Below are 15,531 nucleotides of genomic sequence, written 5' to 3' on the forward strand. Positions count from 1 at the left end.
CAGGGGCCGGGCCTAAACTTTCGGTAGGGCGTAAGGCTTCCGGTATTCCCGACGGTAAGCCATGGTGTTCTTCCCGGCCTTGCCGACGATGTCCATTTTCGACTTGTCCCACCGGACGGTCTCTCCGGACATCAGGGCGGCGTTGGACAGATGGCAGACGATGGTGGTCTGAGCGATCGAGGAAACGTCGGCGATCGGAGCCTTCCTGCTCTTCACACAGTCGACCCATTGACGCCAGTGGCTCTCAGGCGCCGGGGCCTCTTCCTTGGGCAGTTCCTTTCCATCGGCATCGAGGACGGTCCAGCCGCCGCGCCAGACGCGGACGGTCTTCCCGTCTTCGCTGACGAACTCCGTGCCGTGGCCAGGTTTGCCTGGATGGTCGCGGTTGACCGACCAATGCATCACGAAGTCAGGGTCCTTAAAGCGATAGATCGATTCGATCGTGTCCGGAGCGTCACGGTCGTCGTCTTTGAACGCGAACTGTCCGCCCACGGTGCTGACCTCCGTCGGCATGACGAGGTCGATACCCTTGCTCATGCCGAGCAGTGCGATGTCCATCATGTGGACGCCCCAGTCGGTGGTCAGTCCGCCTCCCGTGTTCATGACCCACCGCCAGTTCCAGTGGACCTTGTTGTCCTGGTAAGGCACCATTTTGGCCGGGCCGATCCACATGTCGTAATCGAGGTTGCTCGGCGGGGCGATCGGCTTTTTTCGACCGATCCGCGTCCCATCGGAGATCCAAGCGCGGCACAGCACGATCTTGCCAAGTTTGCCGGACTTGACATAAGCGAGGGCGTCGGTGAACTCTTTGGTCGACCGCTGCCACGTCCCGACCTGGACGATCCGACCGTACTTCTTGGCCGCGGCCGCCATCGCGACGGCTTCGGTGATGTTGTGCGAGATCGGTTTTTCGCAGTACGAGTCCTTTCCGGCCTGGCAGGCGTGGATCAGGTTCAAGGCGTGCCAGTGGTCCGGAGTCCCGACGATCACCGCGTCGATGTCTTTCCTGTCGAGCATCTGACGATAGTCTTTGTAGACCTGGGGATCCCGGCCGTACTTCTTCTTGATCTCGGCGATGTCGCCAGGCATGCGCGAAGTGTCGACGTCGCACACGGCGGCGAACTCGACGTCGTCGTACTGCATCAACGTCCGCATGTTCGATGCACCCATTCCGCCGCATCCGATCAGACCCACGACCAGTTTGTCGTTGGCCGAGACCGGCCTCTTCCAAGGTGTCGCGACGTCCACCGCCTTGGCGAACGGCGCGATCGTCACGGCCGCCGCGGCGGCTCCGGTCTTTTTCAGCACGTCCCTTCTCGTCATCGGGTCCATCGGGCCCATTCTAGCTAAAGGAAGGGCTGGAATGCGACTCGACGCACCTGACGCTCATTAAGTCGGCGTCTTGACCGTCCGTGCGACCATCGATCCGGCCTCAGGTACCCTGCGACCGACCGGGCGAGTGGCGGAACTGGTAGACGCACTGGATTTAGGTTCCAGCGCCGCGAGGCGTGAGGGTTCGAGTCCCTCCTTGCCCACCAAGACGACAGCAGCGTCTCCGCAGTCTGACCGGCATCCTTACCGGTGTTGAACCTCATCGGTCCGTACTGCACAAGAGCCGTGAGCGGGCGGATGGTAACGTGATGACCGTGACCAGGATCATCGCCGTGGCCCTGGCTCTTTGGGGCGCCGTCTTCGCCCATGCGGCCGTGACCGTCCACTGCATCGGCGATTCCCTGACGCTCGGGTCGGGTGAAGGAAACCGCGGCGGCGGGTATCGCGCCTACCTGAAGGACGCCCTCGGCGACCGGATCGATTTCGTCGGGAGTCTGACGACCTTCCCTGGACCGTTGACCGATCCTGAGCACGACGGTCACGGCGGATGGACGACGTCCGACCTCTTGTTCGGCAAAGACGGATCCGGCACGGCCGCGGATTGGGTCTCGATGTACCGGCCGAACGTCGTGATCCTCATGATCGGCCGCAACGACCCGTCACCTTGGATCGCGTCGCTCCAGCACTACCGCGACTTGGCCGACGCCGTCTTCTCGGCTGACCCGGGCGTGAGGATCGTGTGGTCCAACGTGCTGCTCGGTAAAGACCAGGGCCCGGGCGAAACCGCCCGGTGCGAGCTGTTCGACTTCATGCTGAAGAGCGTCGTGTTCGAACAAAAGTCGCTGGGACGGCACGTGACGTACGTCGACGCCTATCGCAGGTTAAAGGGCCGCGACGACGTCTTCAGCGACAACGTGCACCTGAACGACTTCGGCTACTCCCTCCTGGCACGGTGCTTCCAGGACGCTCTCCGGCTCCCCGAGCCGATCGGTCAAGGCCGCTAGGACGCCTCAAGGTCCTTGGCGTAGCACAAGCTTCTTTCGATCCCGACGTACGGCCCGTAGTTCGGGACCCTGACGAAACCGGACGACTCGTACAACCTTTGGGCAGGTCGAAGTTCGACTGCTGTCTCGAGGACGGCCCTCTCATAGCCCGTCTCCTTGGCCCAAGTTTCGAGCTCGCGCAAAACGGCGGCACCGACGCCCTGGCCTCTCGCCGTCGGTCGGACGTACATCCGCTTGATTTCGACCGTCTTCGCGTCGACGGCTCGAAGAGCGCCGCAGCCCGCGGGCCTGCCGTCGAGCCGGGCGACGACGACGGACATCATCGGTCCGCTCTGGTTCAATGCCTGGAACTTGGCCGAATCCGGGCCGTCGAGGACGTTCAGGAACGCGTCCAATTCCATGGTGAGAAGTCGGAACGCTTCATCGCTCCCATCGGTGCGGGTCAGTTCGATCCGGTCGGACATGGCGTCGAGGGGGGCCGTACGAAAGCTGCCTCGGGCCTAGGGCACCGAGGCAGTCGTCGGTCAAAAGCTCAGGCGACGGCGCAGTGCACGTCGTGGACGCCGCTCAGGGCGTTCCACAGAGCCTTGGCCGTCTCTTCGCACGCCGCGACGGTGCGGTCCTGGTCTTCAGGGGACATGCGCTCGGCGTGTTGCGCGAGGACTTCCATTTCGTGGACGTCGTCGCAGTGGACGCGGAAGTACTCTTCGCCCTCGGCCGAAAGGGTGTAGTGCTCTTGCAGACCTTTGAGCTTGGACGTCGACGTGTGCGGCTGCTGGGCCTCGAAGGCGTAGAGCGAGCCGACGGACGTCACGGCGTCGGAAAAGTTCCGGTCGCAGACCCCTTCCAGGGCTTGCATTTGCGGGATCGAGGCCGGAGCGACCTGAGTTCCGAGATCCTTCGCGAAGTCGTCCCAGAGGGCGACGTGCGTCACTTCTTCTGCGGCGATCGCGTCCTCGCCGTGCGCGCTCCAGCCTTTCGGGACGAGAGCGACGAAGTTGCCCCATTCGGCGGCGTAAGTGGCGAGGGCTTCCTTGGGCAGGGTGCCGGCGCTCCAGGCCTGATAGAACGGGTGGTTCAGCAAGTTGTGTTCGGCGACGATCGCTTCGAGCCTCTTCCTGACGTCGGTCATAGAAGCCGAAGGATACCGGAAGAGGACGGGCGGCTTGCGTGGAGGGAACGCATAGCTTTACGCGAACGAGACTATCCCCAGAGCGGACCGAAGGCGCTGCACGCACGGAAGTCCGCCCCTTGTTCCTCAAGGGCCCCGAATCGCGACCAGACAGCGGGACGGAACACGTCGTCGCAGTTGTGCATGTCGACCGGGATACGCAGGACCGAGGCCAAGGTGACCAGGTCGGCGCCGATGTGCCCGTAGGAAATCGCGCCGTGGTTCGCGCCCCAGGCGGCCATGACCCCGTACACGCTCTCGAACGGGCCGTGACCCGTCAGTCTCGGAACGAACCAGGTCGTCGGCCACGTGGGGTTCGTCCTCTCGTCGAGCACTTTGTGGACGTGAGGCGGAAGATCGACCGTCCAACCTTCTGCGACCTGTATGACCGGACCGAGGCCACCCACCAGATTGATCCGGCACATCGTGACAGGCATACCGCCGACGGTCAAGAAGTCCGTCGACCAGCCTCCGCCCGGGAAGTATTCCGTCATCGACGGGCACCACTCGGTGGCTTGCAGACAGGCTTCGACGTCGGACTCCGTCATCTCCCACCAAGGCTTGACACGTCCGCCTGCGGCCCCCGTCCAGTCGAGCGCCGACGGGCCCGAATTGATCAAGTGGATGAACCCCCCTTCGAGGACACCGTCCGGACGCCAACCGGTCACGCGCTCCACCGCGCCGGCCGACCAGTACGTGCGGACGTCGCTAAAAAGTTGGGCCGTGCCGGTCATCAGGTGCCCCAACAACATGGAAGCCGCATTAAGCGAGTCGTTTTCGGTCGCAAAAACGTACGGTTGACGCACGCCGTCCCAGTCGAAACTGGAGCACAGCACGGCTTCCATATAATCCCCGTTCGGGCGGAAGTCGGTCCACTGTCGCTGTCCTTGGAACCCGGCGGCGAGGGCGTTGTGGCCCTCAGCGGCCTCTTGATGGCCGATTTCGGCAAGCTTCGGGTTCCCGACCATCAGGTCGCGCGCGATCAGGGCCATCTTGACCGACGTCTCCCACTCTTCGTCGTGACGGTGCCGCGAACGCTTCTTGTCGTCGCTGTTCCAGTCCTTCCCTTCCCTACAGTTCGCGCGCGTCCACAACAGCGCACGCTCGTATTCGTCCACGTCGAACACGCCGTGGGCGATCCGTCGGTCGATTTCCGACATGTCGACCGTCTCGACCCTGAGACCGAGCGTCTTCTCGAAGAACGGCTGGTCGACGATCGACCCGGCGATTCCCATGCTGACGCCGCCGATCGCCAGATACGAGTTCCCCTGCATCGTCGCGGCGGCCGTTCCCGCCCGTACGAACCGCAAGATTTTGTCGCGGACGTCGGCCGGCACGGTGGCGTCGCCCGATTCCTGGACGTCGCGCCCGTAAATCCCGAAGCACGGGACTCCCTTCTGTGCGTGTCCGGCAAGGGCCGCGGCGAGATAGACGGCACCGGGCCGCTCCGTTCCGTTGAACCCCCAGATCGCTTTCGGTCGCGTCGGATGGAGGTCGACCGTCTCGCTCCCGTAGCACCAGCAAGGCGTCACGGTCAGGCTCAGGCCGACGCCTTCGCACAGGAACTTGTCCTCGCACTTGGCCGCTTCGCTTGCTCCCCCTATGCAACCGTCGGCGACGACGCATTCGACGGGTAGCCCGCACGAATGGTGCAGCGAAGACGAGACAAGGTCCGCCGCCGCCTTCGCCATCCCCATGACCGTCCCCTCGAGCGATTCGCGGACGCCACCGTAACGGCCGTCGATGACCGGTCGGATCCCGACCTTCGGCAGTCGGCCGCGGAGCCGGTTATGGGCGTTGTGCATGCACCGATGCTACCGTGATCGGATCCGGACCGGCCAAGTTCCGGTCCTCCCAGGGTCAAGGTAGATTGCGAAAATGTCCACGGGGCCGCCGGTCCGCTATCAGGGCGAAATCGTCGAATGGTCCGACGACAAAGGCTTCGGGTTCGTGCGTCCCCGAGGAGCGGGCGCCGGGGACCTCGTGTTCTTACCCAAATCGGCCTTCGTCAACCGAAAGCGCTCGCCCTGCATCGGCGACACCGTCCTCTACGAAGTCAGGGTCGCTCCGGCAGACCCTCGTCGCAGACGGCGTACCGACAAGCGTGCCGCGCTCGTCACGTACGTCGGTGAAGACGCTCCGCTCGGCGCTCCCCGTAAGACCCGGACGCTCCTGATCGTCCTTGGTCTGGTCTTTTGGGCGGCCCTTTCGCTCGCCGGTGCGGCCATCGGCCTGTCCCACTGGCCCGGCACGGTCAGCGTCCTCGTATCGGCGTTGTCGTTCCTGGGTTACGGCGTGGACAAGTTGACGGCCGTGACGGGCGGGTGGCGCATCGCAGAGACCACGCTGCACACGTTCGACGTCCTCGGCGGTTGGCCGGGCGGAGCCATCGGACAGGCCGTGTTCCAGCACAAGACGGTCAAGGTGACGTTCCTTCGCACCTACTACGCTTCTGTCGTGGTCAACGTCCTCTTCGAAGCTCTGGTCCTTGGCCTGATAACGGTCGCTTTCTGACCCGACCGCCCTGTCGTCCGTCAGGGCCCTTCCCTGACGAAAGTGACTGTTCGAATTACCAGGGGCCGTGTTACCAAGAAGGAGAGAGGAAACACAAATGCCCCCTACCAGAGAAATGATCGAAAAAGCCGTGGAATGCCTCGGCGAAACCCGCTTGGTCCACTTCGGAGCCGACAAGTCCTCCGTGAAGGCCGGAGAGACCGTCACTGTGAGTTGGGACGTCGATGTTCCCGCCACGTGCGGCCTTTCCGTCCGGCTGAACCACGGACAAGTCCCGCGGAAGGGATCAAGGACGATACACCCCGTGAGGTCCGTCTTCTACCGATTGGACTGCGGCGCGGCCGGAGTCTCGCAGACGCTCGGTACGGTCGGAATCTCCGTGGACACGAGCGGCTGTGTCGTCCGGGAGATCCCGGAAGACCTGGTCCGGCCGGAAGTCCTGGCCAGTGTCGATCAGAGCCTCGCCGAATACAACGCCGATCCGAAGAACAAGGACCATCCAGTGTCCAAGCGGAAGGAGTCGGTCGTCGAGATCGAACCCTCGGGGATCGTCCTACGGCTGCGGTTGAAGCTCGCCATCGACAACTTCTTCGACCCCGACGTCGACGTCGACGCCCGGATCGATATCGGGATGTCGCCCGAAGGTCAAGTCCTGGCCGTCTACAAGAGCTTTGCGGTCGACGTCGACTGGCCTTGGTGGGTCACGGGCATCACGCTCGGCATCACGAAGATCGTCGAAGAATTCATGGACGGCGCCGTCGAAGGCGCGATGAAGCAGAAGATCCTGAACGACCTCCGTCGCGGCTTCCAAAATAAGGTCGACGCCTTTCCCGGCACGGCCGTCGACCTGGGAACGGCACAGGACGCCGTCCTCGTGACCCTCTGCCAGGACAGGCTCGACTTGCGCGGTCTCCTGTCGGTCCCCTCCGGTCACGACCTCGTGCTGGATCCGGCCTGACCACCCCTCCCCGCCCTCTCCAGCACCCGAAAGCCGGAGAGGGCGGTCCAGCTCCGTGCCCGACCGTGTCTCGCACAGTCGCCAAGCCTTTCTTTAGCGTTATCTTATAAGGAGTTCCCAAGATACTGCCTTGTTTCTTGGACTCTCCTAAAGTACGTTAGGTGTTCCTGCCGTAATCCGTTCACGCAACGTACTCTGAATGACGATGACATCGTATACTTTGGCCCTCTAGGTGTACCAGACTATGCGACAACGAGCGTTCACCCTCATCGAGCTCTTGGTGGTCATCGCGATCATCGCGATCCTCGCCGCCATCCTCTTCCCTGTCTTCGCCGCGGCCAAGGAGTCGGCCAAGCAGACCCAGTGCCTCTCCAACGCCAAGCAGATGGGCACGGGCCTCTACCTGTACCTGCAAGACGACGACGACGTCCTGCCGATGGCCAACTATGACAAGTACTTCAAGGGGCCGCCCTTCACCGAATTCTCGTGGAAGGAGGGTGCGGGCGTGGCCGGCTTGACGTGGGCGGACGTCCTCATGCCCTACATGAAGAACAAGCAGGTGTTCCGGTGCCCGACCGACGCGTCCGGACTGGCGCACAACCCGGAACCGGACGGACCGACGGTGCCTGGCGAGCTCTTGTCGTACGCGTTGAACTATTACTTCTACCGCCTCGACCACGACATCACGCTGCCGGACGGTACGGTCTCCAAGTTCCGAGGAGGGATTTCGGGCGGCAACATCGGCGAGATCACGACCCCGGCCAGCAAGATCTTTATCGCCGAGTCGGCCAGTAACGCCAGCTACGAGATCATCAACCCGAACCGGGCCCACTCGCCTGCCGGCGACAAGATCCTCGACCGCCACCGTGAAGGCTCGGTCTATGTCTACGCCGACACTCACGCCCACTATCACCGCATGTCCAAGTGGTGGAACGACTACACCAAGGCCCAGTGGAGCGACACGCTTTTCGCCGAGACCCTCCCCTGCCCTCAGTGGTTCCCTTACATCCAGGACAGCTCTGAGAAGTGGTGAGCTAGCGCCCCCATTCGAACCCCAGGCCGGGCATGATCCGTGCGCCGTTCGGCGCAGATTTCGTGCCCGGTCGCCCATTCTGACCCCAGAATCCGACGCCCGTCACCGTCGCGTCCTTATCGACGTCCTTGGGTTTGTCGGTCGGATGGAACCGCTCTTCCAGGTCTTTCCGAGACGCCGTGATATCGGCTTCGAGCGGGCTTCCTTTGCAGAGGGCGGGATCAGGCACCTCGACGACGGTCGTCGCTCCGCCAGGACTCTCGATCGTCAGGAAGTAGTCGCCGTCCTTGCGTTTCACGATACTCTTCACCTTGACTTTCAAACGCCACACTTGCGTCTCGAGGGGGCCGACGCGCTGGTCCTGAAAGTCCGGCGAGCTGATGTCGTCCCCGAGGCCCGACGGTCGTTCCATCTTCAGGATGTCCTCGATCGTCGTGTCCTTCGCCGCCAAGACGATGTCCTTTGCGGCTGCATCGAGCCCGTGTTTGACCGGAACCCTTGTCGCCCGGTTCGTGGGGTTGACCGTCTTCGGAGAGTCCCTCGTTACGGGCCCGGGTTTCGGGGCACACCCCGTGACGGTCACGGCCACAAGGGCGGGGGCGACGGCGAAGACGGTCTTCCACTGCATCGTACGGATTCTACGGCCACTCTTCGGCGACATTTCGCCGCACACCTTATGAGTTTTCTTATCGGTATAAGAACGGCATAAAAACGACAAGACGGACGGTCACCGGGTGCGTGTTTCAGGACGAGATGGAAACCGTTATCGTACAATGGTCACGTCGATGCCGCGGCGCCGAGCCTTCACCTTGATCGAGATCCTCGTCGTGATCGCCATTATCGCGGTCCTGGCCGGCATCGTGTTCCCCGTCTTCTTCCAGGCGAAAGAGGCCGCACGCAAGGACACGTGCCTTTCGAACCTCAAGCAGGTCGCGGCTGCCACCCTCCTTTACTGCTCCGCCTCTGACGACACTTTCCCTCTCGCCCAGACCGACGGGCCCGATCAAAGGTTCTGGGGAGACCTCGTTCAACCCTATGTCAAGGACTGGGGCGTCCTTCGGTGTCCCTCCGAAGCCCTCCCGTTCGCCACGGTCCCGCTCGGCCTGCACTCGTCGTCTTGGAACTACCACTACGCGCTCAACGACGTCCGGTCGGACGACGACCTTCCCTTAGGCGCCGCAGCCGCCGCCGGATCGACCGTCACCCGGCCGACTGAAACCGTCCTGTTCGTCGACGGCTGGCCTTTGAACGCCGATCCCGGCGACGGGAACGACGCCGACCGTCACGTCGTGAACTGGGTCTGGGGAGAGAGGGACTCGTCGCACCGGCCGACGGACGACGGGAATCCGCGACATCAGGGCCGGTTTTCGATCGCGTTCTGCGACGGGCACGTCGCGGTCCGGGCACGCGGCAAGAACGCGGACGGGACCTTTCAGAAGGGCACGCTCGATATCGAATGGGTCTGCGACGGGAGTCGCTGACCTGTTCAGGAACCGTTCGTCCGCCCGTCACGTTTTCGTCACGATGTCCGTCACGGTTCCCGTTATGGAGCCGTCACGCCTGCTGTCGGACAATGCCCCCATGCCGCCCAGAGCGGCTCTAGGACAAGGACATGAACAGCAAAACCAACTCGATGACGACCCTCCTTCGCACGACGATGCCCGTCGCCGCAGCTTTCGCCCTCGCCCTGCCCTCGCAGGCCGCGTTCGGCGAGAACTGGCGGACCGTGACCCTTAAGTTGGGCACGACCGAGCAGTACCTGCGCGACTATGTCGAAGGATCGGGCGTAGCGACCAACGCTCGCGGGCTCCAGGTCGGCGGCAACTGGGTCAACGGACTGATGCACGACGTCGACTTCGACAGCGCGGGCAACGAATACGCGATGGCGTCGTTCAACGACAACGGCATCTATAAGGTCAACGACGTGACGGGCGCCTGCAACCAGATCGCGACGATCGGAGGGATGCCCGAAGGCGACCTGACGTACAACCCGGTCAACAACAGGCTCTATGCGGCGGGCACGCTCGCGGGGACGTCGACGGTCTTCGAGATCGACCTGAACAACAACAACCAGGTCTCGACCTTCTGCACGGGAACGGGCTGGGACGACATCTCCGGACTCGCTTGTGACTCGCTCGGCAACATGTACGCCCTCGCGACGAACGCGAACGGCAACGGCATTCCCGACATCCTCAAGGTCACGGGTTCAGGATTCACGAACATGGGCACGCTGGGCGTGGGTTCAGGGGTCATCGCGGGGATGGATTACGACATCCACGACACCCTCTATGTCCTGACGGGCAGCGGGGCTCTCTACACGTTCAGCCCGACCAGCCCGAACAACGTGAACTTCGTGGACTTCGTGGCCAACTCGGACGGACAACCCTATACGGGACTCGCCGCCGTCACGCCCGAGCCTTGTTCGATGATCGGCCTCGGTGCCGCCGCCCTAGGGTTCCTGGCGCGGCGCCGCAACAAGGCGCGCGCCTGAGCCCTCCGTCCTCACTCTCCAACGGGCCCGGTCACTCCGGCCGGGCCCTTCCTCTCCGACGAACGCGACGTTTCCTTCACCGAGAACCATGAACACGACCACCTTCGCCTTGGCCCTACGGCCCCTCGTCACTCTGGCCCGCACCGGCGCCCTCACCCTCTTTGCCGCGTCCGCGTTGTCGGCGTCGGCTTCCGCGTCCCGTGCTCCCGCCGTCTTCGCCGCCGCCGATCAGATCGGTGGGCCAGGCTTCGTCGGGTGCAACGGAGACCTGAACGAAGTCAGTTCCGTCATGCCTGTCCTTTCGTCGGCCGCCATCGAAGAGTTCACGATGCCGACGAACGCCACGATGGTCACACAGGTCGACGTCGTCCTTCGGACGCCGCAAGGGGGTTCGTGGCCCACGGTCCAATTTTGGACGGTCTCGGTTTTCGCCAGCGTGAACCAGGCCGAGAACAGCGGCTCGGCGTTCTCGAGCGGTGCGGTCGCGACGACGTTCACGAATTCGGCGACGATGACGTACAACTACGCCCCCAACTGTGTGAGCGGGACGTCGAACGCCCTCTGCCAGGTTCCGGTCAACTTCGTGCTCCAACCGGGGCTGACCTACTGGGTCGTATGCGCACCGGTCACGAACGCGATGCCGACGCTTCGGCTTGCACGCTCGAACTACTCGGCAGGCTTCCCGAACGGTAACAACGGCGTCTGGATCAACCCGGACAACGGATGGGGCCTCGGGACGAGCGTGGCGACGAACGCGAACTCGGCGGTCCGCGTCATCGTTCAGTGACCTACGACCTCTTCTGTTCGACGGGCCCCTATGGCGGGGGCCCGTCGTCGTTTTCCGGCGGCTTTCCGACGGGCGACGTGAAGAGGAGCAGGGTTCCAAGGACGAGGATCTCGACCGCTTCGGTGACGAGTTGGAACGTCAATCGCACCGGATCCCAATTGTCCAGATACCTCCGCGTCGCGGGCCAAAGGAACGCGTTCAGCGTCACGGCCGCGATCACGGACTCCAGGAACAAGAGCACTGCTGCCGCCGTCCGGGATTGTCTGAACAGTCCGACCGAGAGGGCCAGAACGACGACGGCCGCCACGACGCCTGGCCAGGTGGCCGCGAACTGCTTGGCCGGCTCGTGGGTCCAGGCGTAGAAGTGGTTCCTTAAGGGCCCTGTTCCTTGAAGGACCGCGATCAACCCTGCCACCGTCCACATCCACGGCTTGACCGTTGTACGCCGGCCAGGACTCATGGTCCAAGGATACTGAGTCGCAGACCAAGCCGTGCCTTCCGCGGACCGTCTCGGACGATCCTTCCATTATTGGTCCGGAGCGTTCGTCCGTCTGGCGGCTTCCTCGCAAAGACGCGAGAGGGCCAAGGCAGCCTAGCGGTCAGAAAGCTCTTCAGTACTTCATCCGCACATAGACCGTGAACTGGACCACCGGTTCGCTGACGACGGGATTCACGACGTGGTCGAAGTCTTTGCCCGTCAGTCCGTTGAAGAAGAAGGTCTGCGGCTTCCTGGCGCGCTGGATGAGCATGTTCGGGCGCCAGCCGTCCATCTGCTCCGACTCTTGCGCCACGTACGAGTCGTACATGTCGGCGGGATAGTAAATGCTGAACTGTGGATTGGTCAGCCCCGAAGGCTGTCCCATCTTGACCCCGAACAACCGCTCCATGTCGTCCGACTTCCGTTTGAGGACGAGCGCGGCTTCCGCAAGGAGCTTGGTCTGCAAGGCGTCGATGTCCTTGACGACGTAGTCGACCTTGACCAGGTCGAAGACGCCGACCTTGGCCGCAGCCTCGATCAGGCCGTCGATCCCCCCTTTGTCCTTGTAGCGGACGAGGACGTTCTTTTTGACTTCGAAGCCGACGACGATCTCGCGCATCGTGTTGTCCGGCAACGCCTCGTAGCCGTAGATCCGGTTTTGAGCGACGAAGTCGACGTATCGGTCTTGCGGGCGGACTTTGAGACCGTTTAAACCTGATTCGAAGGCCTTTACGGTGTCGTCCATCTTCTTCCGAGCCTCTTCCAAGGTCTTACCTTCCGCGTTGACGCCGAACACGGCCACGTATTCGTCGGCCACGACGTTCATGAGCACGCTGGCTTCGACGAACTTCCCGTCCCCCGGCGCTCCCCTCTTCGCCAGTTCGTTGGCCCGGGCCGCTTCGACCCCTGACCGCGATTGCTGACGGTACGCGGCGCTGCCGCCCCCGACTTGGGCGAACGCGTGAGACGCGCACGTGACGACGAAGACGATGGCGAGAGAAACCGGTGTAAGCCCTTTCATTGTTGTGCCCTTGCTCGAAACCTGTCGCTCTTAGGGACGTGTCCGTCGCTCGATCGGTAACATACGACGTCAAGTTTCTCGAATCCGCGTCCACCCACGGGGTCAAGGCAAGAGGACGTCACGAATCGCCTGCCAACGGTAGCGCCAAACAGCTCCACGTTGTGCACAATACGACTCATGCCAGAGGCTGACAACGTCGTCACGCATACGATCGCCGATTTCGTCGCGAGTACCGCCGAAAAGGACAACCCAGGGAACGTCTTCGAACTTGAGTCCAGCCGTATGCTGGAAGCCCATGTCAGCGGCAGGACATGGTCGAAACTCGGCTCGATGGTCGCTTACCGGGGCAGCCTGCAATTCAAGCGCGAAGGAATGCTTGAAGGTGGCGTCGGCAAGGCCCTGATGAAGATGGTTTCGGGCGAAATGTCACCGCTCGTCAAGATCGAAGGGAACGGCATCGCCTACTTGGCTGACGAGGCGAAAGAGGTCACGATCCTTCGCCTGACGGGCGATTCCATCAACGTCAACGGTAACGACCTTCTCGCGTTCGAAGACACGGTCTCCTATGACATCACGATGCATAAGAGGATCGCCGGCATGATGTCGGGGGGCCTGTTCTCGGTCAAGCTGAGCGGCAACGGCATGGTCGCCATCGTGTCGCACGGCAAGCCCTTGACGCTGAAAGTCTCTCCGAACGATCCGGTCTTTACGGATCCGAATTCGACCGTCGCGTGGTCCGGTAACTTGACTCCCGAACTGAAGTCCGACATTAACTTTAAGACCTTGATGGGGCGCGGTGGCGGAGAGACGTTCCAGATGGCTTTCCGTGGCGAGGGTTTCGTCGTCGTCCAGCCGTTCGAGGAACATCCGGCCGTCCAGTCGACCGCTCGCTAACAGCGAACGGTCGACTGACGAGAAGCCGCTGTCAGTTCACCTGGACCATTTCGAAGGCTTCGACGACGTCGCCTTCTTTGAAGTCTTCCCAGCCCTCGAACTTTAAGCCACAGTCCTGGCCCGCGATGATCTCGCGCACGTCCTCTTTCACGTTGCGGAGCGAAGCGACCTTGCCCTCGTAGACCAGTTCCGTGCCCCGCTTGATACGGACTTGGGCGCCGCGCAGGATCTTGCCGTCGGTACAGTGCGAACCCGCGACTTTGCCCGCCTTCGAAAGCTTGAAGGCGACCCGGACTTCGACGGTGCCCATGTACTCTTCTTCGAACTTGGGCTCGAGCATGCCTTTGACGGCGTTCTCGATGTCCTCGATGAGTTCATAGATGATCGTGTACGTGCGGATTTCGACCTTTTGACGCTCGGCCTCGTTCTTCGCGCCCGGTTCGGGTTTCACGTTGAAGCCGACGACGATCGCGTTCGCCGCGCTGGCGAGCAAGATGTCGCCTTCGGTGATCGTCCCGACGCCTGCGTGGATCACCTTGACGTTGACTTCGTCGTTCTCGATCTTGTCGAGAAGGCCCTTGACCGCCTCGACGCTCCCTTGAACGTCCGCCTTGACGATCAGGTTGAGATCCTTGACATCGTCCTCGACACCCATCTTCCGGATGTCCTTGAGGCTGACCCGCCGTTTCGGGCTGAACAGGGCCTTGGCGCGCTCTTCGTCCACGCGAACCCCGACGGTGTCGCGGGCGTCCCGCTCGTCCTTGGCCGGTTCCACGGTGTCGCCGGCGAGCGGAACGTCGTCTAAGCCGAGCACCTCGACCGGCATCGAGGGGCCGGCGGACGGCATCCTTTCGCCTTTCCAGTCCGTCAGGGCCTTCATCTTGCCCCACGTCCGTCCGACGATGATCACGTCCCCGACCTTGAGGGTGCCTTCCTCGACCAAGACCGTGGCTACGGGGCCTCGGCCTTTCTCGAGCTTCGCTTCGATGACGACGCCTTTCAGCGCGCCCTTCGGATCGGCCTTCAGCTCCATGATGTCCGCTTGAAGCAGGATCATTTCGAGGAGGTGGGGGATGCCTTCGCCCGTGTGGGCGCTGACCGGACAGACGATGACGTCTCCGCCGTAGTCTTCTGCGACCAGTTCGTACTGGGTGAGCTGCTGCTTCGCCTTCTCGACGTTCGCTTCAGGTTTGTCGATCTTGTTGACCGCGACGATGATCGGGACTTGAGCGTTCTTGACGTGGCTGATCGCCTCGATCGTCTGCGGCATGATGCCGTCGTCGGCGGCGATCACAAGGATCGCGATGTCCGTGACCTGCGCACCTCGGGCCCGCATCGCGGTAAACGCCGCATGGCCCGGCGTGTCCAAAAACGTGATGACGCCTTCAGGAAGCGTGACCTGATAAGCGCCGATGTGCTGCGTGATGCCGCCGAATTCGCCTTTGACGACGTTCGTCTTGCGGATGTAGTCCAGCAGCGAGGTCTTGCCGTGGTCGACGTGGCCCAAAATCGTGACGACCGGCGGCCGTTTTTCGGCCTTGTGCGGCTGAGGCCCGCCCTTCTTCGCGCCCCCTAACTGAGGTTTCGGCGCGGTCGAGGGTTCCGCCCAGACGACGGTCTTTCCGAATTCGCCTGCAAGCTTTTCTGCCACGTCCTGTGCGAGCGTCGTGGTCAAGGTCGCCATGACTTTGACCTTCGTCATCAACGTCTTGAGGACGTCTTTGTCAGGCTGACCGAGGGCGGCGGCGATGTCCCGAGGCGTCGTTTTGGACGGGGAAAGCCTGACGGATCCAGGATCACCGACGGCCTCCTTGACGGCCTCGCGGATCAGGTCGAGATCGTCCTTCT

General features: G+C 62.7%; 16 protein-coding genes and 1 tRNA gene. 9 read left to right on the forward strand and 8 right to left on the reverse strand.

Annotated elements, in window-relative coordinates; translation table 11 throughout:
• Nucleotides 1–12: 12 nt before the first annotated feature.
• The gene (locus JST30_05385; GenBank protein MBS1713752.1) at nt 13–1,332 is read right to left on the reverse strand and encodes a Gfo/Idh/MocA family oxidoreductase; all 1,320 of its coding nucleotides are present in this window, start codon (nt 1,330–1,332) and stop codon (nt 13–15) included.
• Nucleotides 1,333–1,453: 121 nt separating this feature from the next.
• Here JST30_05385 and JST30_05390 point away from each other — a divergent pair.
• Together JST30_05390 and JST30_05395 are read left to right on the forward strand one after the other, a co-directional pair.
• Nucleotides 1,454–1,538 (forward strand) — tRNA-Leu (locus tag JST30_05390).
• Nucleotides 1,539–1,640: 102 nt separating this feature from the next.
• Entirely contained in the window at nt 1,641–2,336 is a 696-nt protein-coding gene (locus JST30_05395) for a hypothetical protein (protein ID MBS1713753.1), read from the forward strand.
• Here JST30_05395 and JST30_05400 read toward each other — a convergent pair.
• The 3 genes from JST30_05400 to JST30_05410 form a co-directional block, all read right to left on the reverse strand.
• Nucleotides 2,333–2,800 carry a GNAT family N-acetyltransferase gene (locus tag JST30_05400; protein MBS1713754.1) on the reverse strand — a complete coding sequence of 156 codons (468 nt, stop codon included), beginning with the start codon at nt 2,798–2,800 and terminating at the stop codon, nt 2,333–2,335. The genes JST30_05395 and JST30_05400 overlap by 4 nt on opposite strands.
• A gap of 68 nt (nt 2,801–2,868) precedes the next feature.
• Complete coding sequence (locus JST30_05405; protein ID MBS1713755.1) at nt 2,869–3,468, reverse strand: iron-containing redox enzyme family protein; 600 nt, start codon at nt 3,466–3,468, stop codon at nt 2,869–2,871.
• A gap of 71 nt (nt 3,469–3,539) precedes the next feature.
• Entirely contained in the window at nt 3,540–5,312 is a 1,773-nt protein-coding gene (locus tag JST30_05410; GenBank protein ID MBS1713756.1) for an L-fucose isomerase, read from the reverse strand.
• A gap of 73 nt (nt 5,313–5,385) precedes the next feature.
• Between JST30_05410 and JST30_05415 the strand changes: the two genes are divergently transcribed.
• From JST30_05415 to JST30_05425, 3 genes are all read left to right on the forward strand, one after another.
• The gene (locus JST30_05415; GenBank protein ID MBS1713757.1) at nt 5,386–6,021 is read left to right on the forward strand and encodes a cold shock and DUF1294 domain-containing protein; all 636 of its coding nucleotides are present in this window, start codon (nt 5,386–5,388) and stop codon (nt 6,019–6,021) included.
• A gap of 97 nt (nt 6,022–6,118) precedes the next feature.
• Nucleotides 6,119–6,979 (forward strand): hypothetical protein, encoded by an 861-nt coding sequence (locus tag JST30_05420; protein MBS1713758.1) that lies wholly within the window; start codon nt 6,119–6,121, stop codon nt 6,977–6,979.
• 244 nt (nt 6,980–7,223) lie between these two features.
• On the forward strand, nt 7,224–8,012 hold the full coding sequence (locus JST30_05425; protein MBS1713759.1) for a prepilin-type N-terminal cleavage/methylation domain-containing protein: 789 nt from the start codon (nt 7,224–7,226) through the stop codon (nt 8,010–8,012).
• Between the two features lies 1 nt (nt 8,013).
• Here the strand turns inward: JST30_05425 and JST30_05430 are convergent, their stop codons facing one another.
• A complete protein-coding gene (locus JST30_05430; GenBank protein MBS1713760.1) occupies nt 8,014–8,640 on the reverse strand; it encodes a hypothetical protein in 627 nt (208 codons plus the stop codon).
• Nucleotides 8,641–8,797: 157 nt separating this feature from the next.
• Between JST30_05430 and JST30_05435 the strand changes: the two genes are divergently transcribed.
• The 3 genes from JST30_05435 (at nt 8,798) to JST30_05445 (ending at nt 11,290) form a co-directional block, all read left to right on the forward strand.
• Nucleotides 8,798–9,493 (forward strand): prepilin-type N-terminal cleavage/methylation domain-containing protein, encoded by a 696-nt coding sequence (locus JST30_05435; protein ID MBS1713761.1) that lies wholly within the window; start codon nt 8,798–8,800, stop codon nt 9,491–9,493.
• Between the two features lie 131 nt (nt 9,494–9,624).
• Entirely contained in the window at nt 9,625–10,503 is an 879-nt protein-coding gene (locus JST30_05440) for a PEP-CTERM sorting domain-containing protein (GenBank protein ID MBS1713762.1), read from the forward strand.
• A gap of 88 nt (nt 10,504–10,591) precedes the next feature.
• Nucleotides 10,592–11,290: a hypothetical protein gene (locus JST30_05445; protein ID MBS1713763.1), complete on the forward strand. Its 699-nt coding sequence runs from the start codon at nt 10,592–10,594 to the stop codon at nt 11,288–11,290.
• Between the two features lie 28 nt (nt 11,291–11,318).
• On the opposite strand, the gene JST30_05450 is transcribed toward JST30_05445, so the two are convergent.
• Complete coding sequence (locus tag JST30_05450) at nt 11,319–11,750, reverse strand: hypothetical protein (GenBank protein ID MBS1713764.1); 432 nt, start codon at nt 11,748–11,750, stop codon at nt 11,319–11,321.
• 151 nt (nt 11,751–11,901) lie between these two features.
• Nucleotides 11,902–12,789, reverse strand: a complete 888-nt coding sequence (locus JST30_05455) for an SIMPL domain-containing protein (GenBank protein MBS1713765.1) — start codon at nt 12,787–12,789, stop codon at nt 11,902–11,904.
• Nucleotides 12,790–12,966: 177 nt separating this feature from the next.
• On the opposite strand from JST30_05455, the gene JST30_05460 reads away from it, so the two are divergent.
• A complete protein-coding gene (locus tag JST30_05460; GenBank protein ID MBS1713766.1) occupies nt 12,967–13,683 on the forward strand; it encodes an AIM24 family protein in 717 nt (238 codons plus the stop codon).
• A 31-nt stretch (nt 13,684–13,714) separates the two neighbouring features.
• Here the strand turns inward: JST30_05460 and infB are convergent.
• Nucleotides 13,715–15,531, reverse strand: a 1,817-nt coding sequence (infB, locus tag JST30_05465) for a translation initiation factor IF-2 (GenBank protein ID MBS1713767.1), incomplete at its 5' end; no start/stop codon positions are given.

The sequence above is a fragment of the Armatimonadota bacterium genome (assembly GCA_018268395.1).
Classification (GTDB): domain Bacteria; phylum Armatimonadota; class Fimbriimonadia; order Fimbriimonadales; family Fimbriimonadaceae; genus JAEURO01.

What these genes read in the sequence shown, in the direction of transcription:
- JST30_05415 (MBS1713757.1), top strand. Translation starts at nt 5,386, where the DNA reads ATGTCCACGGGGCCGCCGGTCCGCTATCAGGGCGAAATCGTCGAATGG.
- JST30_05385 (MBS1713752.1), bottom strand. Translation starts at nt 1,332, where the DNA reads ATGGACCCGATGACGAGAAGGGACGTGCTGAAAAAGACCGGAGCCGCC.
- JST30_05440 (MBS1713762.1), top strand. Translation starts at nt 9,625, where the DNA reads ATGAACAGCAAAACCAACTCGATGACGACCCTCCTTCGCACGACGATG.
- JST30_05400 (MBS1713754.1), bottom strand. Translation starts at nt 2,800, where the DNA reads ATGTCCGACCGGATCGAACTGACCCGCACCGATGGGAGCGATGAAGCG.
- JST30_05420 (MBS1713758.1), top strand. Translation starts at nt 6,119, where the DNA reads ATGCCCCCTACCAGAGAAATGATCGAAAAAGCCGTGGAATGCCTCGGC.
- JST30_05435 (MBS1713761.1), top strand. Translation starts at nt 8,798, where the DNA reads ATGCCGCGGCGCCGAGCCTTCACCTTGATCGAGATCCTCGTCGTGATC.
- JST30_05425 (MBS1713759.1), top strand. Translation starts at nt 7,224, where the DNA reads ATGCGACAACGAGCGTTCACCCTCATCGAGCTCTTGGTGGTCATCGCG.
- JST30_05445 (MBS1713763.1), top strand. Translation starts at nt 10,592, where the DNA reads ATGAACACGACCACCTTCGCCTTGGCCCTACGGCCCCTCGTCACTCTG.
- JST30_05405 (MBS1713755.1), bottom strand. Translation starts at nt 3,468, where the DNA reads ATGACCGACGTCAGGAAGAGGCTCGAAGCGATCGTCGCCGAACACAAC.
- JST30_05450 (MBS1713764.1), bottom strand. Translation starts at nt 11,750, where the DNA reads ATGAGTCCTGGCCGGCGTACAACGGTCAAGCCGTGGATGTGGACGGTG.
- JST30_05430 (MBS1713760.1), bottom strand. Translation starts at nt 8,640, where the DNA reads ATGCAGTGGAAGACCGTCTTCGCCGTCGCCCCCGCCCTTGTGGCCGTG.
- JST30_05455 (MBS1713765.1), bottom strand. Translation starts at nt 12,789, where the DNA reads ATGAAAGGGCTTACACCGGTTTCTCTCGCCATCGTCTTCGTCGTCACG.
- JST30_05410 (MBS1713756.1), bottom strand. Translation starts at nt 5,312, where the DNA reads ATGCACAACGCCCATAACCGGCTCCGCGGCCGACTGCCGAAGGTCGGG.
- JST30_05460 (MBS1713766.1), top strand. Translation starts at nt 12,967, where the DNA reads ATGCCAGAGGCTGACAACGTCGTCACGCATACGATCGCCGATTTCGTC.
- JST30_05395 (MBS1713753.1), top strand. Translation starts at nt 1,641, where the DNA reads ATGACCGTGACCAGGATCATCGCCGTGGCCCTGGCTCTTTGGGGCGCC.